Here is a 14,346-nt window from a genome sequence, read left to right as displayed (position 1 = left end):
ATGAAAGAGTCTATAAAAGTATTTGCCCCTGCCACTGTTGCCAACGTAGTTTGCGGTTTTGATGTGCTGGGTTTTGCTGTGAACGAGCCCGGCGATGAGGTGATGATGCGCCTAACGGATAAACACGGTATTACCATCAGTAAAATTACCGGAGATGATGGCCGGTTACCGCTCGACCCGAAGAAGAATACCGTAAGCGTCAGCGTGCAGCATTATCTGCAAAGCATCGATAGGGCCGATATTGGTTTGGATATCGAACTCCATAAAAAGATGCCTATTGGCAGCGGCCTGGGCAGCAGTTCGGCCAGTACGGTTGCCGGGTTATTTGCGATCAAAACCCTGTTGGGCGATGAAAGAGACCCTTCGGCACTTTTGCCATTTGCTATGAAAGGCGAAGAAATGGCCTGTGGGCATGGGCATGCTGATAACGTTGCGCCGGCATTATTAGGGGGCTTTGTACTGATCCGCAGTTATGAACCTTTAGATGTGGTGCGCCTGCCACACCCGCCGGGATTATGGTGTGCCATCGTTTTTCCGGATGTAGACGTGCCTACCCGCGAGGCCAGGCAGATCATCCGCAATAAGATCCTGATGAAGGACGCAGTTACCCAGTGGGGTAATATAGCAGGCCTGGTAAGCGGACTATTTATGCAGGATATTGACCTTATAGGCCGTAGTATGCAGGATGTTTTGGTAGAACCGGTACGTAGCATGCTCATCCCCGATTTTTACGAGATGCGTAAAATGGCCATGGACGTTGGCGCCGTAAGCTTCGGGATCTCCGGCTCGGGCCCTTCGGTGTTCGCCTTTACAAGAGATGAGGAAACCGCAAAACGTATTACTTCCAAATTACAGGCGCATCTAACGAGTATCAAAATAGGATCAAACGGATATGTATCGACCATAAATGATAAAGGGCCGAGGGTGTTGGGGTAAAAAAATATCTGAATCAGAATTTACAGGATTATTGAATTTTCAGAATCCCTGTTCTGATCAGATTATAATTCTGTTAATTGTTAAATTCTGTTAATTCTGATTCAGACAAATGAAATTCTACAGTACCAATAACACCGACCTGCGGGTTGGTTTCAAAGAGGCGGTTTTTAACAGTATGCCGCAGGATAAAGGCTTATATATGCCGGTGAGTATTCCCATTCTCGATGATAAATTTATCAATAACCTGGATCAGTACACGTTGCCGGAGATCGCTTTCCATGTAGCGCAAAACTTGTTGGGTGATGACATCCCGGCAGATGACCTGAAGGCCATTATCCACGATGCCATAAACTTTTATGCGCCGATTGAAAAATTGGAAGACAACGTTTATGTGCTGGAACTTTTCCACGGCCCCTCGTTAGCATTCAAAGATTTTGGCGCACGCTTCATGAGCCGTATAATGGGTTACTTTTTAGAAGAGGGCGAGAAGCAACTCGATGTTTTAGTGGCTACATCCGGCGATACAGGCGGTGCTGTGGCCCTGGGCTTTTTAGGTGTGCCAAATACCAGGGTAACTATTCTTTACCCTAAAGGCAAAGTGAGCCAAATTCAGGAACTCCAATTAACCACCAATGGCCAAAACATCCGCGCGGTAGAGGTTGATGGCACTTTCGACGATTGCCAGGCGTTGGTTAAACAGGCTTTTACAGATGAGGATCTGAATAAAAAATTCCGTCTCACCTCTGCCAATTCCATCAATATCGCCCGGCTGATCCCCCAAACATTTTACTATTTTAATGGCTATGCCCAATTGTTAAAAGCAGGTATAAATAAGGTTGTTTTCGCGGTGCCAAGCGGCAACTTTGGGAATATTGGAGCCGGTTTGCTGGCCTGGAAAATGGGCCTGCCCGTTGAGCAGTTCATCGCAGCTACAAACGCCAATGATACCGTACCCGAATTTTTGAAGACGGGTGTTTATCAGCCGAAACCATCCGTAGCCACACTCTCTAACGCGATGGACGTAGGTAATCCAAGCAACTGGGTTAGGATAGCCGATATGTTTAAAGATGATGCCAATGGGCTTAAAGACCTGGTGACAGGTTTCCGCTACGATGATGATGAAACACTGGAAGCCGTAAAGGCCGTTTCGGATCAATATAATTATGTGGTTTGCCCACATACAGCGATTGCCTGGAAGGCTTTGAAAGCATATCAGCAAAACCATAGCGCGCCGGATACTGCCGGGGTATTCCTGTCTACTGCGCACCCATGCAAATTCCCGGATGTGTTCATCAAAGAAATAGCCGATAAAGTTGACACTCCACCACAGGTAGCTGACCTGTCAAAAAAACAAAAACAAGCAGTAAGTTTAGGGAAGGATTTTGAAGGATTTAAAGGATATTTGCTGAACAATGTTTAGCAATATTAAAATGTTCAACAATAAGGGGTTGCAGTTGGTTTTGGGTATAGTGTTGATCGTATTAGCACTAACAGGATGCGGTAGAAAGAAATTCGACAGGCGCGAATGGGATGCCGGGGACGGCATTAGCTGGCCCAACCGTAATGGTATGTTAGATGACCTGTTGGCAACGCACAAGCTCAAGGGGATGAAATACAAAGAGGTGATCAACCTGCTGCGCTACCCGCAATGGAACAGCTATACCGACAAAAGCTTTCAGTACGAGATTAACCGGAAGATGGATAAGCTGGATACGGTATACTCCAAATACCTGGTGCTGTACTTGAATCAGGATTCGGTAGTATCTGATATTAAAGTTGTTGAAAAAGATAACTCTGACAAACTCGCTATAAAGCATAAACTGGAAAACGAACAAAAAAAGAAGAAGTGATTAATACGATAATATTTGACCTTGGGGCAGTTTTGATTGACTGGAACCCCGACTACATGTACAAAACCATTTTTGATGATGAGCAGGAGATGCGTGATTTTCTGAACAATATCACCACATCTGATTGGAACGAAGAGCAGGATGCCGGGCGTACCTTGCAAGAGGGTACGGATCTCTTAGTTAGTCAACATCCCGAGCATGAGGCGAACATTCGCGCATTCTACGGTCGCTGGGTAGAAATGCTGGGCGATGCTTTCCAGGGAACAGTAGAGATTTTTAAAGAATTGAAGGCAAGCGGAAAATATAAGATCTATGCGCTGACCAACTGGTCGGCAGAAACTTTCCCCTTAGCGCAGGAACGTTTTGATTTTCTGAATTGGTTTGATGGTATAGTAGTATCCGGTGCCGAAAAGATGCGTAAACCAACACCTGCATTTTATCACATCCTTTTGGATAGATACGATGTAAAGGCAGAGGAATCGTTATTTATTGATGATAACTATCGCAATATATTAGCTGCCGAAAAGCTGGGCATTAACAGTATCTATTTCACCTCGCCGGAGCAGCTGAAAGAAGAGTTAGAAAAGCGGAAAATATTGTAATTTTTGTCATGCTGAACTTATTTCAGCATCTCACACGCAAAGTATTAGACTCGCCTGGTCACCAGTCCATAGGGATGCCGAAATAAATTCGGCATGACACCAACCAACTAAACAGAAAAGGCGACGGGGAATACCCATCGCCTTTTCCGTTTATAAAGCTCTCTAAACCTATTACTTATTTGTGCCAAAAGGCAGATAAAACCCAAAGGTGATATTACGCCCCGGATTATAAACCCCATAAGTTGGATCTTCCTGGCTGTAACGGCCCGGCCTTAATCGGCTCAACGCATCATAATAACGTTTATTGCCCAAATTAGATGCCGAAGCATAAATTTTAAGCGGCTGCGATCCTATTTTGAATGTCGCACCAATCCCGGCGTTTATCAAAGTGTAACCATCTGCAGGTGTTTCAAATGTGGCATCAATGCGGCTTTGTTTAAAGTAGTTGTCAATACCAGCCGATATATAAAAATCTGATATCCCCTTTATCTTCGGCTCAAAACGCAAAGTATTGTGTAATACTCCTGCCGGGATCAATGGCAGCGGCCTGTCAAAACTTTCGTTTGTAGCGTGGGTATAGCTAAAGGTATTTTCAAAATGAATGAATGCTACTGGGTGCAGGGTTAAGTTACCTTCAAAACCGTAAAGATTGGCATTAACCTGTCCGTAACGATAAGCGTCATATGCACGCGGCAAGCCGGTTGCCTCATCAACTACCGTTATCTGCTCTTTGTTGGTGTTTGATGCATAAATAAAATCGTGGATATAATTCTCGTACAAACCAAAACTACCCGTTACCACGCCCGATCCGTATTCTAAAGTAGCATCAGCCTGATAACTTCTCTCCGGGCTTAAGTTGGCGTTTCCAATTTCGTAACGAGCTGTACCTTCATGCACACCATTAGAACCCAGTTCGGCAGGGTTTGGCGCACGGAATGCAGAACCCGCGTTGGCCTTAAAGCTCAGATCATCGTTGAAAACGTGGGTAAAACCTAAAGCCGCACTTACGTTAGCAAACTTGTTATCGAAGCCTGTAAATACCACATCGCCATTATCATTGTTTTGTGCCTTGCCTTTGTTTTTAATATAATCGAACCTTGCACCTGCACTAAAAGTATTTTGATCCCAGGTTTTCTTGGCATAAACAAATGCACCGGTACTCAACTCATCATAAGCAGGGATTAGCAGTTCCTCACCTAAATTTACACTGTGTCCCAAGCTGCTGCTTATACCAATAACCGGCCGCCAGCCATTGCTTTCGGGCAGGTAGTATTTAGCATCTAAAGAGTAGGTGTTCAGATCAAAAAATAAATTCGGGATAGTAGTTTCCGCTAATTCCCGGCGCTGGTTTTTCTGATAACCCAAGTCGAGTTTTAAAGAACTTGAACCGAAAATAAAATTGTTATTCAAAGCCAATTTATAATGGCGGATATCCTGACGCGGAAAATCTATCGTACGGCTTTTATTATTGGTGTAGAGTGGGTCGCCCGGCTCAGAATCATAAAAACCGATGTTGTTTTTAAAGTAAGAGAAATTCAAATGCGAATACCCCCAGCTTTTATTTACGCCTAATAAGCCGCTAAAATTAGTTTGGTTAAACCCGCTGTTAATGTAATACCCGGCAGGTGTATTAAACTCATGCGCATTTTGGTAGGTACCACGGCCGCGCCAAACAAAACCGTTTTCGTTACCACTCAGCATTACCGATGTATTGATGAGCCCGCTGTTGGTAGAGTAGTTACTTAATACTTCGCCCTTTATATTACCTTCGGCGGGAGTTGGCGGGTCAATCACATTGATCACGCCGCCTAACGCGTCAGATCCGTATTGTAATGAAGCTGCGCCGCGTAAAACTTCCACACGCTCGGCCTGGAACTGATCCATCTCAATACCATGCTCATCCCCCCATTGCTGGCCTTGCTGTTTAACCCCGTCATTTAATGTTACCACGCGGTTATAGCTTAAGCCACGAATAACAGGCTTAGATATAGCCTGGCTGGTGGTGATCTGGCTTACACCCGGCACGGCCCTTGCCAGTGCGTCGATCAAGTTGGTTGACGAACCCATTAACTGATCTTTGGTAACAACCGAGGCCGATGTGCTGTTGTAACGGCTACCCGCTGTAATTGGTGTACCTGTAATGACCACTTCATGAGTTTCAATGATGCTGGACTGCAGCTCGAAAATGATAGGTGTGGTTGACGAAAAATCGACCGTTTGAGTCAATGTTTTATAACTCAGGTATTGTACCTGTACCACGTACCGGCCACGCGCCGGGATAGCCCGGAAGGTGAACTCGCCTTTATTGTTAGTGGCGACAGATACGTGCAGATCGGGAATGCTGATCACGGCACCCGGCAGGGTCTCGTGAGTTTTAGCATCAATAACTTTACCTTTAAAATCAATGGCATTGGCAAATGCCGAAACTTGAAAAAACAAAAAAAACAGGCAACTAACTATTCGTAGTTTCATAATAAATAATTTAAAAATTCAGGAAAATGCCACACTAAGTGACGTTGAATGGATAATAAAAATTTATTATGCTGTTGGCGGGCCGCGCCCGGCTGCAAGAATGAGCGCAATACTTGTAAAATTGTATTGGAAGGTATGGAATACAAAATCAGCATAATCAACAGTGCAGTAACTGGCTGGGCTAACCAGTTCCATATTAACGTGGTGCATGCTATCGCAAACGGCACATTTTTCTGAAACGGTTGGCTGTGATGATTTTAAAGGGGAATGGCACACTGTAGTGTGCGCGCCTTTGTTAACAAAATGCTGGTGGGCATATACCATATACTGGCCGGCTATAAAGCTTAACAGCAATACCCAGGCGCAAATGATATGATAGGTGCTTTTTTTCAAACTAAGCTGATGCTTTTTGCAATACAACGTAAAAGTAATTAATAAAATATCAATTGCTTAGTTGATAAGTAACATTATTGTTAATAGGTCAGCGGCAAACCTGCAATACCATGCTTGCAACTGTTATATTTGCCGTTATGAAACCTACCGAAATTAATTTGAAATGGGCTGCGCTGCAAGAGCGGATAGCAACAGAGTTTGACAATGAAAAGCCGGATATCAAAGTGATCCTATTTTTAGTAGGTGTGCAGGAGTTGGGCCAGGGGCCGCGAAAATTCAGTAAGCGCCAAAAGGAAGAGTTGATGCATATTGCTAATTGCAAGCTATTTAGCCAAATGGGCTTTTATGAGTTGGAGGGATTGGATCAGGATGGTTGGCCGCATTGGAAGCTGGTAAACGTGGTGCCAAACTACACCATAATGGAGCAGGAGATGTTGCTAAAATCGCTGATCATTAACTATTTTGAAGACGAAATGGAATGGGATTTTAAATGATTACGATATGAAAAGACTTTTTACAATTTGTTGTCTACTGGCCGTAACGATAACCTCATTTGCTAAACCGCCAAAAAACCAATACGTGCGGGTTAAAACGAGTTACGGCGATTGTATTATCCGGTTGTATAATGAAACGCCTTTACACCGCGACAATTTTATAAAGCTGACAAAAAAAGGCTTTTACAACGGCACACTTTTCCATCGTGTTATCCAAAACTTTATGATCCAAGGCGGGGACCCGGACTCAAAGGATACCACCAAAACAAAACCGGGGGCCGAATTGGGCAATGGCGATGTGGGCTATACCGTGCCTGCCGAGTTTCGCGACAGTATATTTCATAAACGTGGTGTGTTAGCCGCTGCGCGTGATGATAACCCTAAAAAGGCATCGAGCGGTTGCCAATTCTATATTGTTGAAGGCAAACGCATTACCGATGCCCGCATGGATTCGTTAGAGAATGGCCGTTTGAAAGGTTACAAGATCCCGGCCTGGCAGCGCGAGTTTTACAAAACTGTTGGTGGCACCCCGCAATTAGATCATGGCTACACCGTGTATGGCGAGGTTGTTACCGGCATTGATATGGTAGATCATATTGCCGCCGTTAAGAAAGATGCACGTGACCGCCCTATTGAGAATGTACCAATGATGGTTGAGTTGCTGAAGAAAAAGGAATGCAAGCAACTGGATAAACTATTGGGACTGGCCAAAAAATAATATATAAGAATTATGAAGATCATCACTTATAATGTTAACGGCATCCGCTCTGCAATAAGCAAAGATTGGCTGGCGTGGTTACAGGCTACAGATGCTGATGTGGTTTGCCTGCAAGAGATCAAAGCTACGCCCGATGTGTTAAAGGATCTTGGCTTGGTAGATGCTATGGGTTACCAGCATTTTTGGTTCCCTGCCGAAAAGAAAGGGTATAGCGGTACGGCTATTTTCACCAAACGCTTACCTAACCACGTAGAATATGGTTGCGGCATCCCTGATTTTGACCGCGAGGGGCGGTGCATCCGTGTAGATTTTGATGAGGTATCGGTAATGAGTGTTTACTTTCCATCCGGCTCGAGCGGCGACGAAAGGCAGATCTTTAAATACCGTTTCCTGGACGAATTTGGCAAATACCTTACATTATTGAAAGTGCAACACCCAAAGTTGGTGGTATGCGGTGATTACAATATTTGCCACAAACCAATAGATATCCATAACCCTAAATCAAACGCCAATTCTTCGGGTTTTTTGCCGGAGGAGCGGGAATGGATGGAGACCTTCATAGAATCGGGATTTGTAGACACGTTCAGGCACGTAAATAAGGAACCGCACAATTACACGTGGTGGAGTTTCCGCGCCGGTGCAAGAGGCAAGAATTTAGGCTGGCGGATAGACTACAATATGGCCAGTAAAGAACTGGAAGATAACATTAAACGGGCAGCAATCTTATCTGAAGCCCGCCACTCCGACCATTGCCCCTTACTTCTGGAGCTGGAGTTTTAAAATGGTAAATTATCAGATACGCACCGATCTTAAAATTAACATAGTGAGGAACTTTTTGATAATCCAACAATAGAGTATGCTGTAAGCTTTTTAAATTTATCCCTTTACCCGTTCTACATAACTGCCGCTCGCGGTATCAACTTTAACTTTGTCGCCAATATTTACAAACAAGGGTACTTTAATTTCGGCGCCAGTTTCGACAGTTGCGTTTTTTAGTGCACTGGTTGATGTATCGCCCTTTACGGCAGGTTCTGTATAGGTTATTTCCAGCTCGGCCGAATTAGGCACCGAACCCATAATAGGTTCTTCGCTTTCAAAGGCAACAGTTACGTTAGCACCTTCTTTAAGGAATTTTACAGCCGGGCCGAATAATTTTTTAGGCACGTTGTGCTGATCGTACGTTTCGTTATCCATCACCACTAACGATTCGCCATCTTCATAAAGATACTGGTAGTTGCTGGTTTCAACACGGGCAATGTCAACCTCTTCATCCGTGCGGAAACGGTACTCAACCAATTTTCCACTCCTCACATTACGCATGCGGGCCTGATAAAATGCCCGCAGGTTGCCTGGTGTACGGTGTAAAAACTCTTCTACCTGCACCAATTCGCCGTTAAAGCGAAGGATATTTCCATTCTTTATGTCGGATGCTTTTGCCATGGGTTATTATAATTGAGGCACAAAAATAAATATTAGACATGAGATTGCGGACGGAGATTTGAAATTACATGTCTATTTTCCCGGCACTTATTTATAATCGGCAATACGTAGTTGCTCTTTACAGAAGCTGTATTCATGCTCCTGGTTGGAGCTAATGATGGTAAGGCGGTCGGCACTAAACTTTTCAACCAGGTTAAGGTACCAGTCGATGCCCTGGTTGTCAAGATTGGAAGTTGGCTCGTCAAGCATCAGCATCGGCGTATCGGCACAAAAGGCAAGTGCCAGTTTTAAACGCTGTTTCATCCCCGACGAAAAGTAACGGATCATTTTATCACCACTGCCTTTTAAATTCAGTATATCGGTAAGTGCTGCTTTATTGATGCCCGCTTTGTAGGTTTTAAATTTAAAATGAAAATCTACCATTTCATTCAAGGTGAATTCTTCTATCAATTCCAGGTAAGGTGCAGCAAGACTGAGGTAATTAAAAATGTCCTCAGGTTCGATATTTTTACCATCCATAAGATAGGAAAGCTTACCTGCCGACTGCACTAAGCTGCCGTTTAAAACCTGCAACAGAGTTGACTTACCTGAGCCGTTAGGCCCAAGAATGGCATAGCTACCATGTTGATTAAAGGTATAGGTTATCCCCTTGAAGATCCATTCCCGGTTAAAACGCCGGCCAATATTATCAAGCGTAATTTGCATTAGCTGCTGCCGAAACCCTTCATGATACCCCGCTGCGAATTTTGCACAAAGTTGATGATCTCGTCGCGTTCAACAGTTGGATTAAATTCGGCCTCTATAATATCCAAGGCTTTGGTCATGTTATATTTTTTCAGGAAGATAATCCGGTAGATCTCCTGGATCTCATTAATGGTAGTAGCCGAATATCCCCTGCGTCGTAAACCTACCGAGTTGATACCGATGTAGCTCAACGGCTCGCGGCCGGCCTTAGTAAAGGGAGGTACATCTTTACGCACTAACGACCCGCCAGAGATCATGCTGTGCGCACCGATCTCGACAAACTGGTGCACGGCAGACGTACCGCCTATAAAAGCATAATCGTAAACGTTGATGTGACCTGCTAACTGTACGCCGTTTGCAATGATCACATTATCGCCAATAACACAATCATGCGCTACGTGCACATAAGCCATCAGCAAGCAATTACTGCCTATGGTGGTGGTGTTTTTGTCTAAAGCGGTACCGCGGTTTAGGGTAACACATTCGCGGATAACCGTATTATCGCCTACTGTAACGGTACTTGGTTCGCCTTTGTATTTCAAATCCTGTGGCGGGGCTGATACCACCGCGCCGGGGAAAATACGGCAATTTTTGCCGATACGTGCGCCATCCATTATTACCGAGTTGGAACCCACCCAGGTGCCTTCGCCAATTTCAACATCCTTGTGGATAGTAACGAAGGGTTCGATAACCACGTTATCGGCTATCCGGGCCTGCGGATGGATGTATGCTAACGGCTGTATCATATTTTATTTGTATTTAACTATTTGTGCCATTAACTCGGCCTCAACAACAATTTTTTCTCCAACCATACCAATACCTTTCATCTGCGCTATACCACGGCGGATAGGGGCAATAAGGTCACAACGGAATATTAACGTATCGCCTGGCAAAACCTTGTCTTTAAAGCGCGCATTTTCTATTTTCAGGAATAAGGTTAACCAGTTTTCAGGATCGGGCACGGTGTTGAGTACCAAAATGCCGCCAGTTTGTGCCATGGCCTCTATCTGTAATACTCCCGGCATAACGGGTGCCCCTGGGAAGTGGCCTACAAAGAAAGGTTCGTTCATGGTAACAGCCTTTAAGCCCACCACATGGGTTTTGCTTAACTCCAATATTTTGTCTATCAACAACATTGGCGGGCGGTGCGGCAATATATTCATAATCTGAACGGTATCATAAACCGGTTTCATGTTGGGGTCATATACCTTTACATGTTTACGGCCGCGCTCTTTTTTGATCAGTGCTTTTATTTTTTTTGCAAACGCAACGTTTGCCGCGTGGCCCGGCCTTGCCGCCATAATATGGCCTTTAAGCGGCACGCCTACCAGGGCAAGGTCGCCTATCATATCCAATAATTTATGCCGGGCGGGCTCGTTCTGGTGCCTTAATTCAATATTGTTAAGGATGCCTTGCGGTGCTACGCTGATATCTTTACGATTGAATAGTTTAGCCAGATGAGCTAATTCTTCTTCGTCAACCTTTTTGTCAACTACAACAATCGCGTTGTTCAGGTCGCCGCCTTTGATTAGGTCGTGCTTTAATAAAGCCTCCAACTCATGCAGAAAGCAAAACGTACGGCTTGACGCGATCTCTTTTTTAAATTCACTAATGCTGGATATGGTGGAATGCTGGCTGCCCAAAACCTGTGAGTTATAATCCACCATGCAGGTAAAGCGGTAGTCGTCATCTAACGGCATAGCAACCATGTCAACCTTACGATCGGGCTCAGAGTAATGAATGTTGTACGGGATGTGATAATATTCCCTATCGGCATCCTGTTCGGTAAACCCTATTGCTTCAATGGCATCAATAAACTGGATAGAACTGCCATCCATTATGGGGGTTTCGGGCCCGTCCATATCTATCAGCACATTATCTATCTCCAAACCAACTAAAGCGGCTAACACATGTTCAACAGTGCTTACGCTGGCGCCATTTTGGGTGAGTGTAGTACCCCTTGACGTATCGGTCACATTATCACAATCAGCATCGATTACGGGCTGACCGGGCAAATCTATACGGCGAAATTTGTAGCCGTGTTTCTCTGCAGCAGGGTTAAACGTCATCGTGACTTTTTCGCCTGTGTGCAAGCCTGTACCAGAAATAGTTACAGGTGCCTTAATAGTTCTTTGTTTTACATTCATTGTATGCAGTTCATTGGTTCACTAGTTTAAAAGTTCATTGGTAACACTCAATTATTCAAATTAACGAACTATTGAACCAATGAGCATTGAACTATTGAACATCTTTTTTCAATTCTTTTATGATGGTTTCTAACTCTCTTACTCTCCGTTCCAATTCAGGCAGATGGCTTACTATTACGTTCGACCTCATATCGGCAGTATAACCTATGGCCGGGGAGCCGGCCCACCTTTTTCCTTCTTCGACTATTGAGCGGCTAACGCCTGCCTGTGCCTGCACTTGTGTGCCCTTAGCTAATGTAATATGTCCAACCACGCCAACCTGCCCGCCCAACATAACATTTTCGCCCAATTTGCTGCTGCCGGCAATCCCTGTTTGTGCAGCAATGACAGTATTTGCACCTACCTCAACGTTATGAGCTATTTGCACTAAATTATCAATTTTGACACCTTTGCGAATAATGGTTGACCCCATTGTGGCCCGGTCTATCGTGGCGTTAGATCCTACCTCAACATCGTCCTCAATAATTACATTGCCTATCTGTGCAATTTTATTATAAGTTCCATCGGGGTTGGGGGCAAACCCAAAACCATCGCTGCCAATAACCGCGCCCGAATGTATGATTACATTACTGCCTATCACACAATCAAAGTAAATAACTACACCAGGGAACAAGGTAACATTATCGCCCAACTTTACATTACCGGCGATATAGCAGTTTGGATATATTTTGCAGTTATTACCAATTTTTACGTCCTGGCTAATGTAGGCAAAAGCGCCTATGTATGCGTTGCTGCCAACTGTTGCTGATTCATGTACAAATGATGGCTGTTCGATGCCCTCTTTTTGCAGCTTAAAGGTATTGTAAGCTTCTAATAAAATGGTAAACGCGCTGTAGGCGTTCTCCACACGGATCAGTGTCGATTTTACAGGCGCGGCTAATTGCTGGTCGTTATTAATAATTACGATAGAGGCGTTGGTAACATATAAGTACTGTTCATATTTAGGGTTAGCTAGAAATGACAACGAACCCGCCTGTGCTTCTTCTATCTTGGCTAAATGGCTAACCTCCGCAAGCGGGTTGCCTTCTACTGTACCTTTAAGCATTAAGGCTATATCCTTTGCGGTAAATTGCATCGTACAAATTTAAATGTTAAAACCATAGCAACAAATCATTAATTAATGGTGAATGGCAGGTAATTTATATGTAATTTAATACCCTTCAAGACTGTACTTGTTTTTATTCAATACCAAACAACCTATAACAGTTCTTTGCTGTAACAAAGTATATGTTTTTTTACCGTTTTAGATAAAGCCTCCAGGTTCGAATTGTCGCTGGCCAGCGTGATATCTTTTATGCTACCGTTCTTCATTAATATATGGATATTACCATCGCCTTTATTATAAGCGTTGTTACGGATGCTATCGGTAAACACAAAGTATTCGGCTTCGTGGGCAGTTATTTTATATTTTTTCATGGCGTTAGCCCTTAAATTTTTCACCATCTCGTCATCAGGCCTTTCTGCAGTGATATCTACATGAAAAAGTTTCCGGTTGATGAGGTTGTGGCAAAGGGTCTTCAAAACAAAGTCGTCTGCATCAGCCCATATTTTAACCGCGGCCATCACATCGGTATCATCCAGCAACGCAAAGGTATCCAGGTGTTTACTATTGCTCATAAACTCGGCTTTACCAATTACATTTTCTAAAAAGTAAGCAAGGGCCGGCGTAACCGGGAATTTGCTGCCTGTCAAAGCCAGCTCGCGGCTGCGTTTAAAAATCTTGCATAAAAGCTGCTCGGCAGCGATAACGGTTTTATGAAGATACACCTGCCAGTACATCAGCCTGCGCGATATCAGGAATTTCTCTATCGAATAGATCCCCTTTTCCTCTACAGCTATGGCGTTATCCTTTACGTTAAGCATCTTAATGATCCGGTCAGAACTGATCACCCCTTCAGATACGCCGGTAAAAAAACTATCCCGGTTCAGGTAGTCCATGCGGTCCATATCCAGTTGGCTTGATACCAGTTGATGCAGGTAGTTTTTAGGGTGTGTGCCTTTAAATATACTAATGGCTGTAGTTAACCTTCCGCCAAATTCTTCGTTCAGTTTATCCATCAAGAGGATAGAAATATCCTCATGATCTATTTCTTCAACTATGGTTTGTTCCAACGCGTGCGAGAACGGCCCGTGGCCAACATCATGCAATAAAATGGCAATAGTTAATCCTTCTTTCTCTTCCGGAGTGATATCAACACCTTTATTGCAAAGTGTTTCTACTGCTGTGCCCATCAGGTGCATTGCCCCTAAGGCATGATGAAAACGGGTATGCAACGCCCCCGGGTACACCAGGTGTGTCATCCCCAATTGCTTAATATAACGCAGGCGCTGAAAATACGGGTGCTCTATCAGGTCAAACACCAGCTCCGACGGGATGCTGATGAACCCATATACCGGGTCGTTTATTATTTTCTTTTTGTTCAAAGTAGCTTTCGAGTATGCAAAAGTGTTGAATTATGACAAAACAAGCACCCTGTTAATGTTAATATA

At 44.1% G+C, this 14,346-nt stretch carries 15 protein-coding genes; 7 read left to right on the top strand and 8 right to left on the bottom strand.

From position 1 onward, the window contains the following. The 4 genes from IDJ76_RS11575 (at position 1) to IDJ76_RS11560 (ending at position 3,388) form a co-directional block, all read left to right on the top strand. Complete coding sequence (locus IDJ76_RS11575; protein WP_191163476.1) at positions 1-936, top strand: homoserine kinase; 936 nt, start codon at positions 1-3, stop codon at positions 934-936. Between the two features lie 109 nt (positions 937-1,045). Beyond that, complete coding sequence (gene thrC, locus IDJ76_RS11570; protein WP_191163475.1) at positions 1,046-2,356, top strand: threonine synthase; 1,311 nt, start codon at positions 1,046-1,048, stop codon at positions 2,354-2,356. A 10-nt stretch (positions 2,357-2,366) separates the two neighbouring features. Then, positions 2,367-2,786: a hypothetical protein gene (locus tag IDJ76_RS11565; RefSeq protein ID WP_191163474.1), complete on the top strand. Its 420-nt coding sequence runs from the start codon at positions 2,367-2,369 to the stop codon at positions 2,784-2,786. Then, the gene (locus tag IDJ76_RS11560) at positions 2,783-3,388 is read left to right on the top strand and encodes an HAD family hydrolase (RefSeq protein ID WP_191163473.1); all 606 of its coding nucleotides are present in this window, start codon (positions 2,783-2,785) and stop codon (positions 3,386-3,388) included. The genes IDJ76_RS11565 and IDJ76_RS11560 overlap by 4 nt, the downstream gene beginning before the upstream one ends. Before the next feature lie 171 nt (positions 3,389-3,559). Here IDJ76_RS11560 and IDJ76_RS11555 read toward each other — a convergent pair whose 3' ends face one another. Together IDJ76_RS11555 and IDJ76_RS11550 are read right to left on the bottom strand one after the other, a co-directional pair. Next, entirely contained in the window at positions 3,560-5,860 is a 2,301-nt protein-coding gene (locus tag IDJ76_RS11555; protein WP_191163472.1) for a TonB-dependent receptor, read from the bottom strand. Positions 5,861-5,926: 66 nt separating this feature from the next. Then, on the bottom strand, positions 5,927-6,253 hold the full coding sequence (locus IDJ76_RS11550) for a hypothetical protein (protein ID WP_191163471.1): 327 nt from the start codon (positions 6,251-6,253) through the stop codon (positions 5,927-5,929). A gap of 137 nt (positions 6,254-6,390) precedes the next feature. Between IDJ76_RS11550 and IDJ76_RS11545 the strand changes: the two genes are divergently transcribed. From IDJ76_RS11545 to IDJ76_RS11535, 3 genes are read left to right on the top strand one after another with little or no spacing between them, the layout of a single operon-like run. Then, the gene (locus tag IDJ76_RS11545) at positions 6,391-6,747 is read left to right on the top strand and encodes a hypothetical protein (protein ID WP_191163470.1); all 357 of its coding nucleotides are present in this window, start codon (positions 6,391-6,393) and stop codon (positions 6,745-6,747) included. Between the two features lie 7 nt (positions 6,748-6,754). Then, the gene (locus IDJ76_RS11540; RefSeq protein WP_191163469.1) at positions 6,755-7,465 is read left to right on the top strand and encodes a peptidylprolyl isomerase; all 711 of its coding nucleotides are present in this window, start codon (positions 6,755-6,757) and stop codon (positions 7,463-7,465) included. A gap of 12 nt (positions 7,466-7,477) precedes the next feature. Continuing rightward, positions 7,478-8,245: an exodeoxyribonuclease III gene (locus IDJ76_RS11535; protein WP_191163468.1), complete on the top strand. Its 768-nt coding sequence runs from the start codon at positions 7,478-7,480 to the stop codon at positions 8,243-8,245. Positions 8,246-8,341: 96 nt separating this feature from the next. Here the strand turns inward: IDJ76_RS11535 and efp are convergent, their stop codons facing one another. From efp to IDJ76_RS11505, 6 genes are all read right to left on the bottom strand, one after another. Beyond that, positions 8,342-8,905: an elongation factor P gene (gene efp, locus IDJ76_RS11530; RefSeq protein ID WP_191163467.1), complete on the bottom strand. Its 564-nt coding sequence runs from the start codon at positions 8,903-8,905 to the stop codon at positions 8,342-8,344. A gap of 87 nt (positions 8,906-8,992) precedes the next feature. Continuing rightward, positions 8,993-9,610, bottom strand: coding sequence for an ABC transporter ATP-binding protein (locus IDJ76_RS11525; RefSeq protein ID WP_191163466.1), 618 nt, complete (start codon positions 9,608-9,610; stop codon positions 8,993-8,995). After that, complete coding sequence (lpxA, locus tag IDJ76_RS11520; protein ID WP_191163465.1) at positions 9,610-10,395, bottom strand: acyl-ACP--UDP-N-acetylglucosamine O-acyltransferase; 786 nt, start codon at positions 10,393-10,395, stop codon at positions 9,610-9,612. The genes IDJ76_RS11525 and lpxA overlap by 1 nt, the downstream gene beginning before the upstream one ends. 3 nt (positions 10,396-10,398) lie before the next feature. Further along, on the bottom strand, positions 10,399-11,796 hold the full coding sequence (locus IDJ76_RS11515; RefSeq protein ID WP_191163464.1) for a bifunctional UDP-3-O-[3-hydroxymyristoyl] N-acetylglucosamine deacetylase/3-hydroxyacyl-ACP dehydratase: 1,398 nt from the start codon (positions 11,794-11,796) through the stop codon (positions 10,399-10,401). Positions 11,797-11,887: 91 nt separating this feature from the next. Further along, positions 11,888-12,931, bottom strand: a complete 1,044-nt coding sequence (gene lpxD, locus IDJ76_RS11510) for a UDP-3-O-(3-hydroxymyristoyl)glucosamine N-acyltransferase (RefSeq protein ID WP_191163463.1) — start codon at positions 12,929-12,931, stop codon at positions 11,888-11,890. A 122-nt stretch (positions 12,932-13,053) separates the two neighbouring features. Beyond that, on the bottom strand, positions 13,054-14,280 hold the full coding sequence (locus IDJ76_RS11505; protein WP_191163462.1) for an HD domain-containing protein: 1,227 nt from the start codon (positions 14,278-14,280) through the stop codon (positions 13,054-13,056). Positions 14,281-14,346: the final 66 nt, after the last annotated feature.

Origin of the sequence: Mucilaginibacter glaciei, assembly GCF_014773245.1 — a bacterium.
GTDB lineage: Bacteria > Bacteroidota > Bacteroidia > Sphingobacteriales > Sphingobacteriaceae > Mucilaginibacter > Mucilaginibacter glaciei.
The sequence above is the reverse complement of the archived record's forward strand: the minus strand, read 5'-3'. Positions and strand labels throughout refer to the sequence as shown.

What these genes read in the sequence shown, in the direction of transcription:
- IDJ76_RS11515 (WP_191163464.1), bottom strand. Translation starts at nt 11,796, where the DNA reads ATGAATGTAAAACAAAGAACTATTAAGGCACCTGTAACTATTTCTGGT.
- IDJ76_RS11545 (WP_191163470.1), top strand. Translation starts at nt 6,391, where the DNA reads ATGAAACCTACCGAAATTAATTTGAAATGGGCTGCGCTGCAAGAGCGG.
- lpxD (WP_191163463.1), bottom strand. Translation starts at nt 12,931, where the DNA reads ATGCAATTTACCGCAAAGGATATAGCCTTAATGCTTAAAGGTACAGTA.
- IDJ76_RS11540 (WP_191163469.1), top strand. Translation starts at nt 6,755, where the DNA reads ATGAAAAGACTTTTTACAATTTGTTGTCTACTGGCCGTAACGATAACC.
- IDJ76_RS11555 (WP_191163472.1), bottom strand. Translation starts at nt 5,860, where the DNA reads ATGAAACTACGAATAGTTAGTTGCCTGTTTTTTTTGTTTTTTCAAGTT.
- lpxA (WP_191163465.1), bottom strand. Translation starts at nt 10,395, where the DNA reads ATGATACAGCCGTTAGCATACATCCATCCGCAGGCCCGGATAGCCGAT.
- IDJ76_RS11565 (WP_191163474.1), top strand. Translation starts at nt 2,367, where the DNA reads ATGTTCAACAATAAGGGGTTGCAGTTGGTTTTGGGTATAGTGTTGATC.
- IDJ76_RS11525 (WP_191163466.1), bottom strand. Translation starts at nt 9,610, where the DNA reads ATGCAAATTACGCTTGATAATATTGGCCGGCGTTTTAACCGGGAATGG.
- thrC (WP_191163475.1), top strand. Translation starts at nt 1,046, where the DNA reads ATGAAATTCTACAGTACCAATAACACCGACCTGCGGGTTGGTTTCAAA.
- IDJ76_RS11535 (WP_191163468.1), top strand. Translation starts at nt 7,478, where the DNA reads ATGAAGATCATCACTTATAATGTTAACGGCATCCGCTCTGCAATAAGC.
- efp (WP_191163467.1), bottom strand. Translation starts at nt 8,905, where the DNA reads ATGGCAAAAGCATCCGACATAAAGAATGGAAATATCCTTCGCTTTAAC.
- IDJ76_RS11575 (WP_191163476.1), top strand. Translation starts at nt 1, where the DNA reads ATGAAAGAGTCTATAAAAGTATTTGCCCCTGCCACTGTTGCCAACGTA.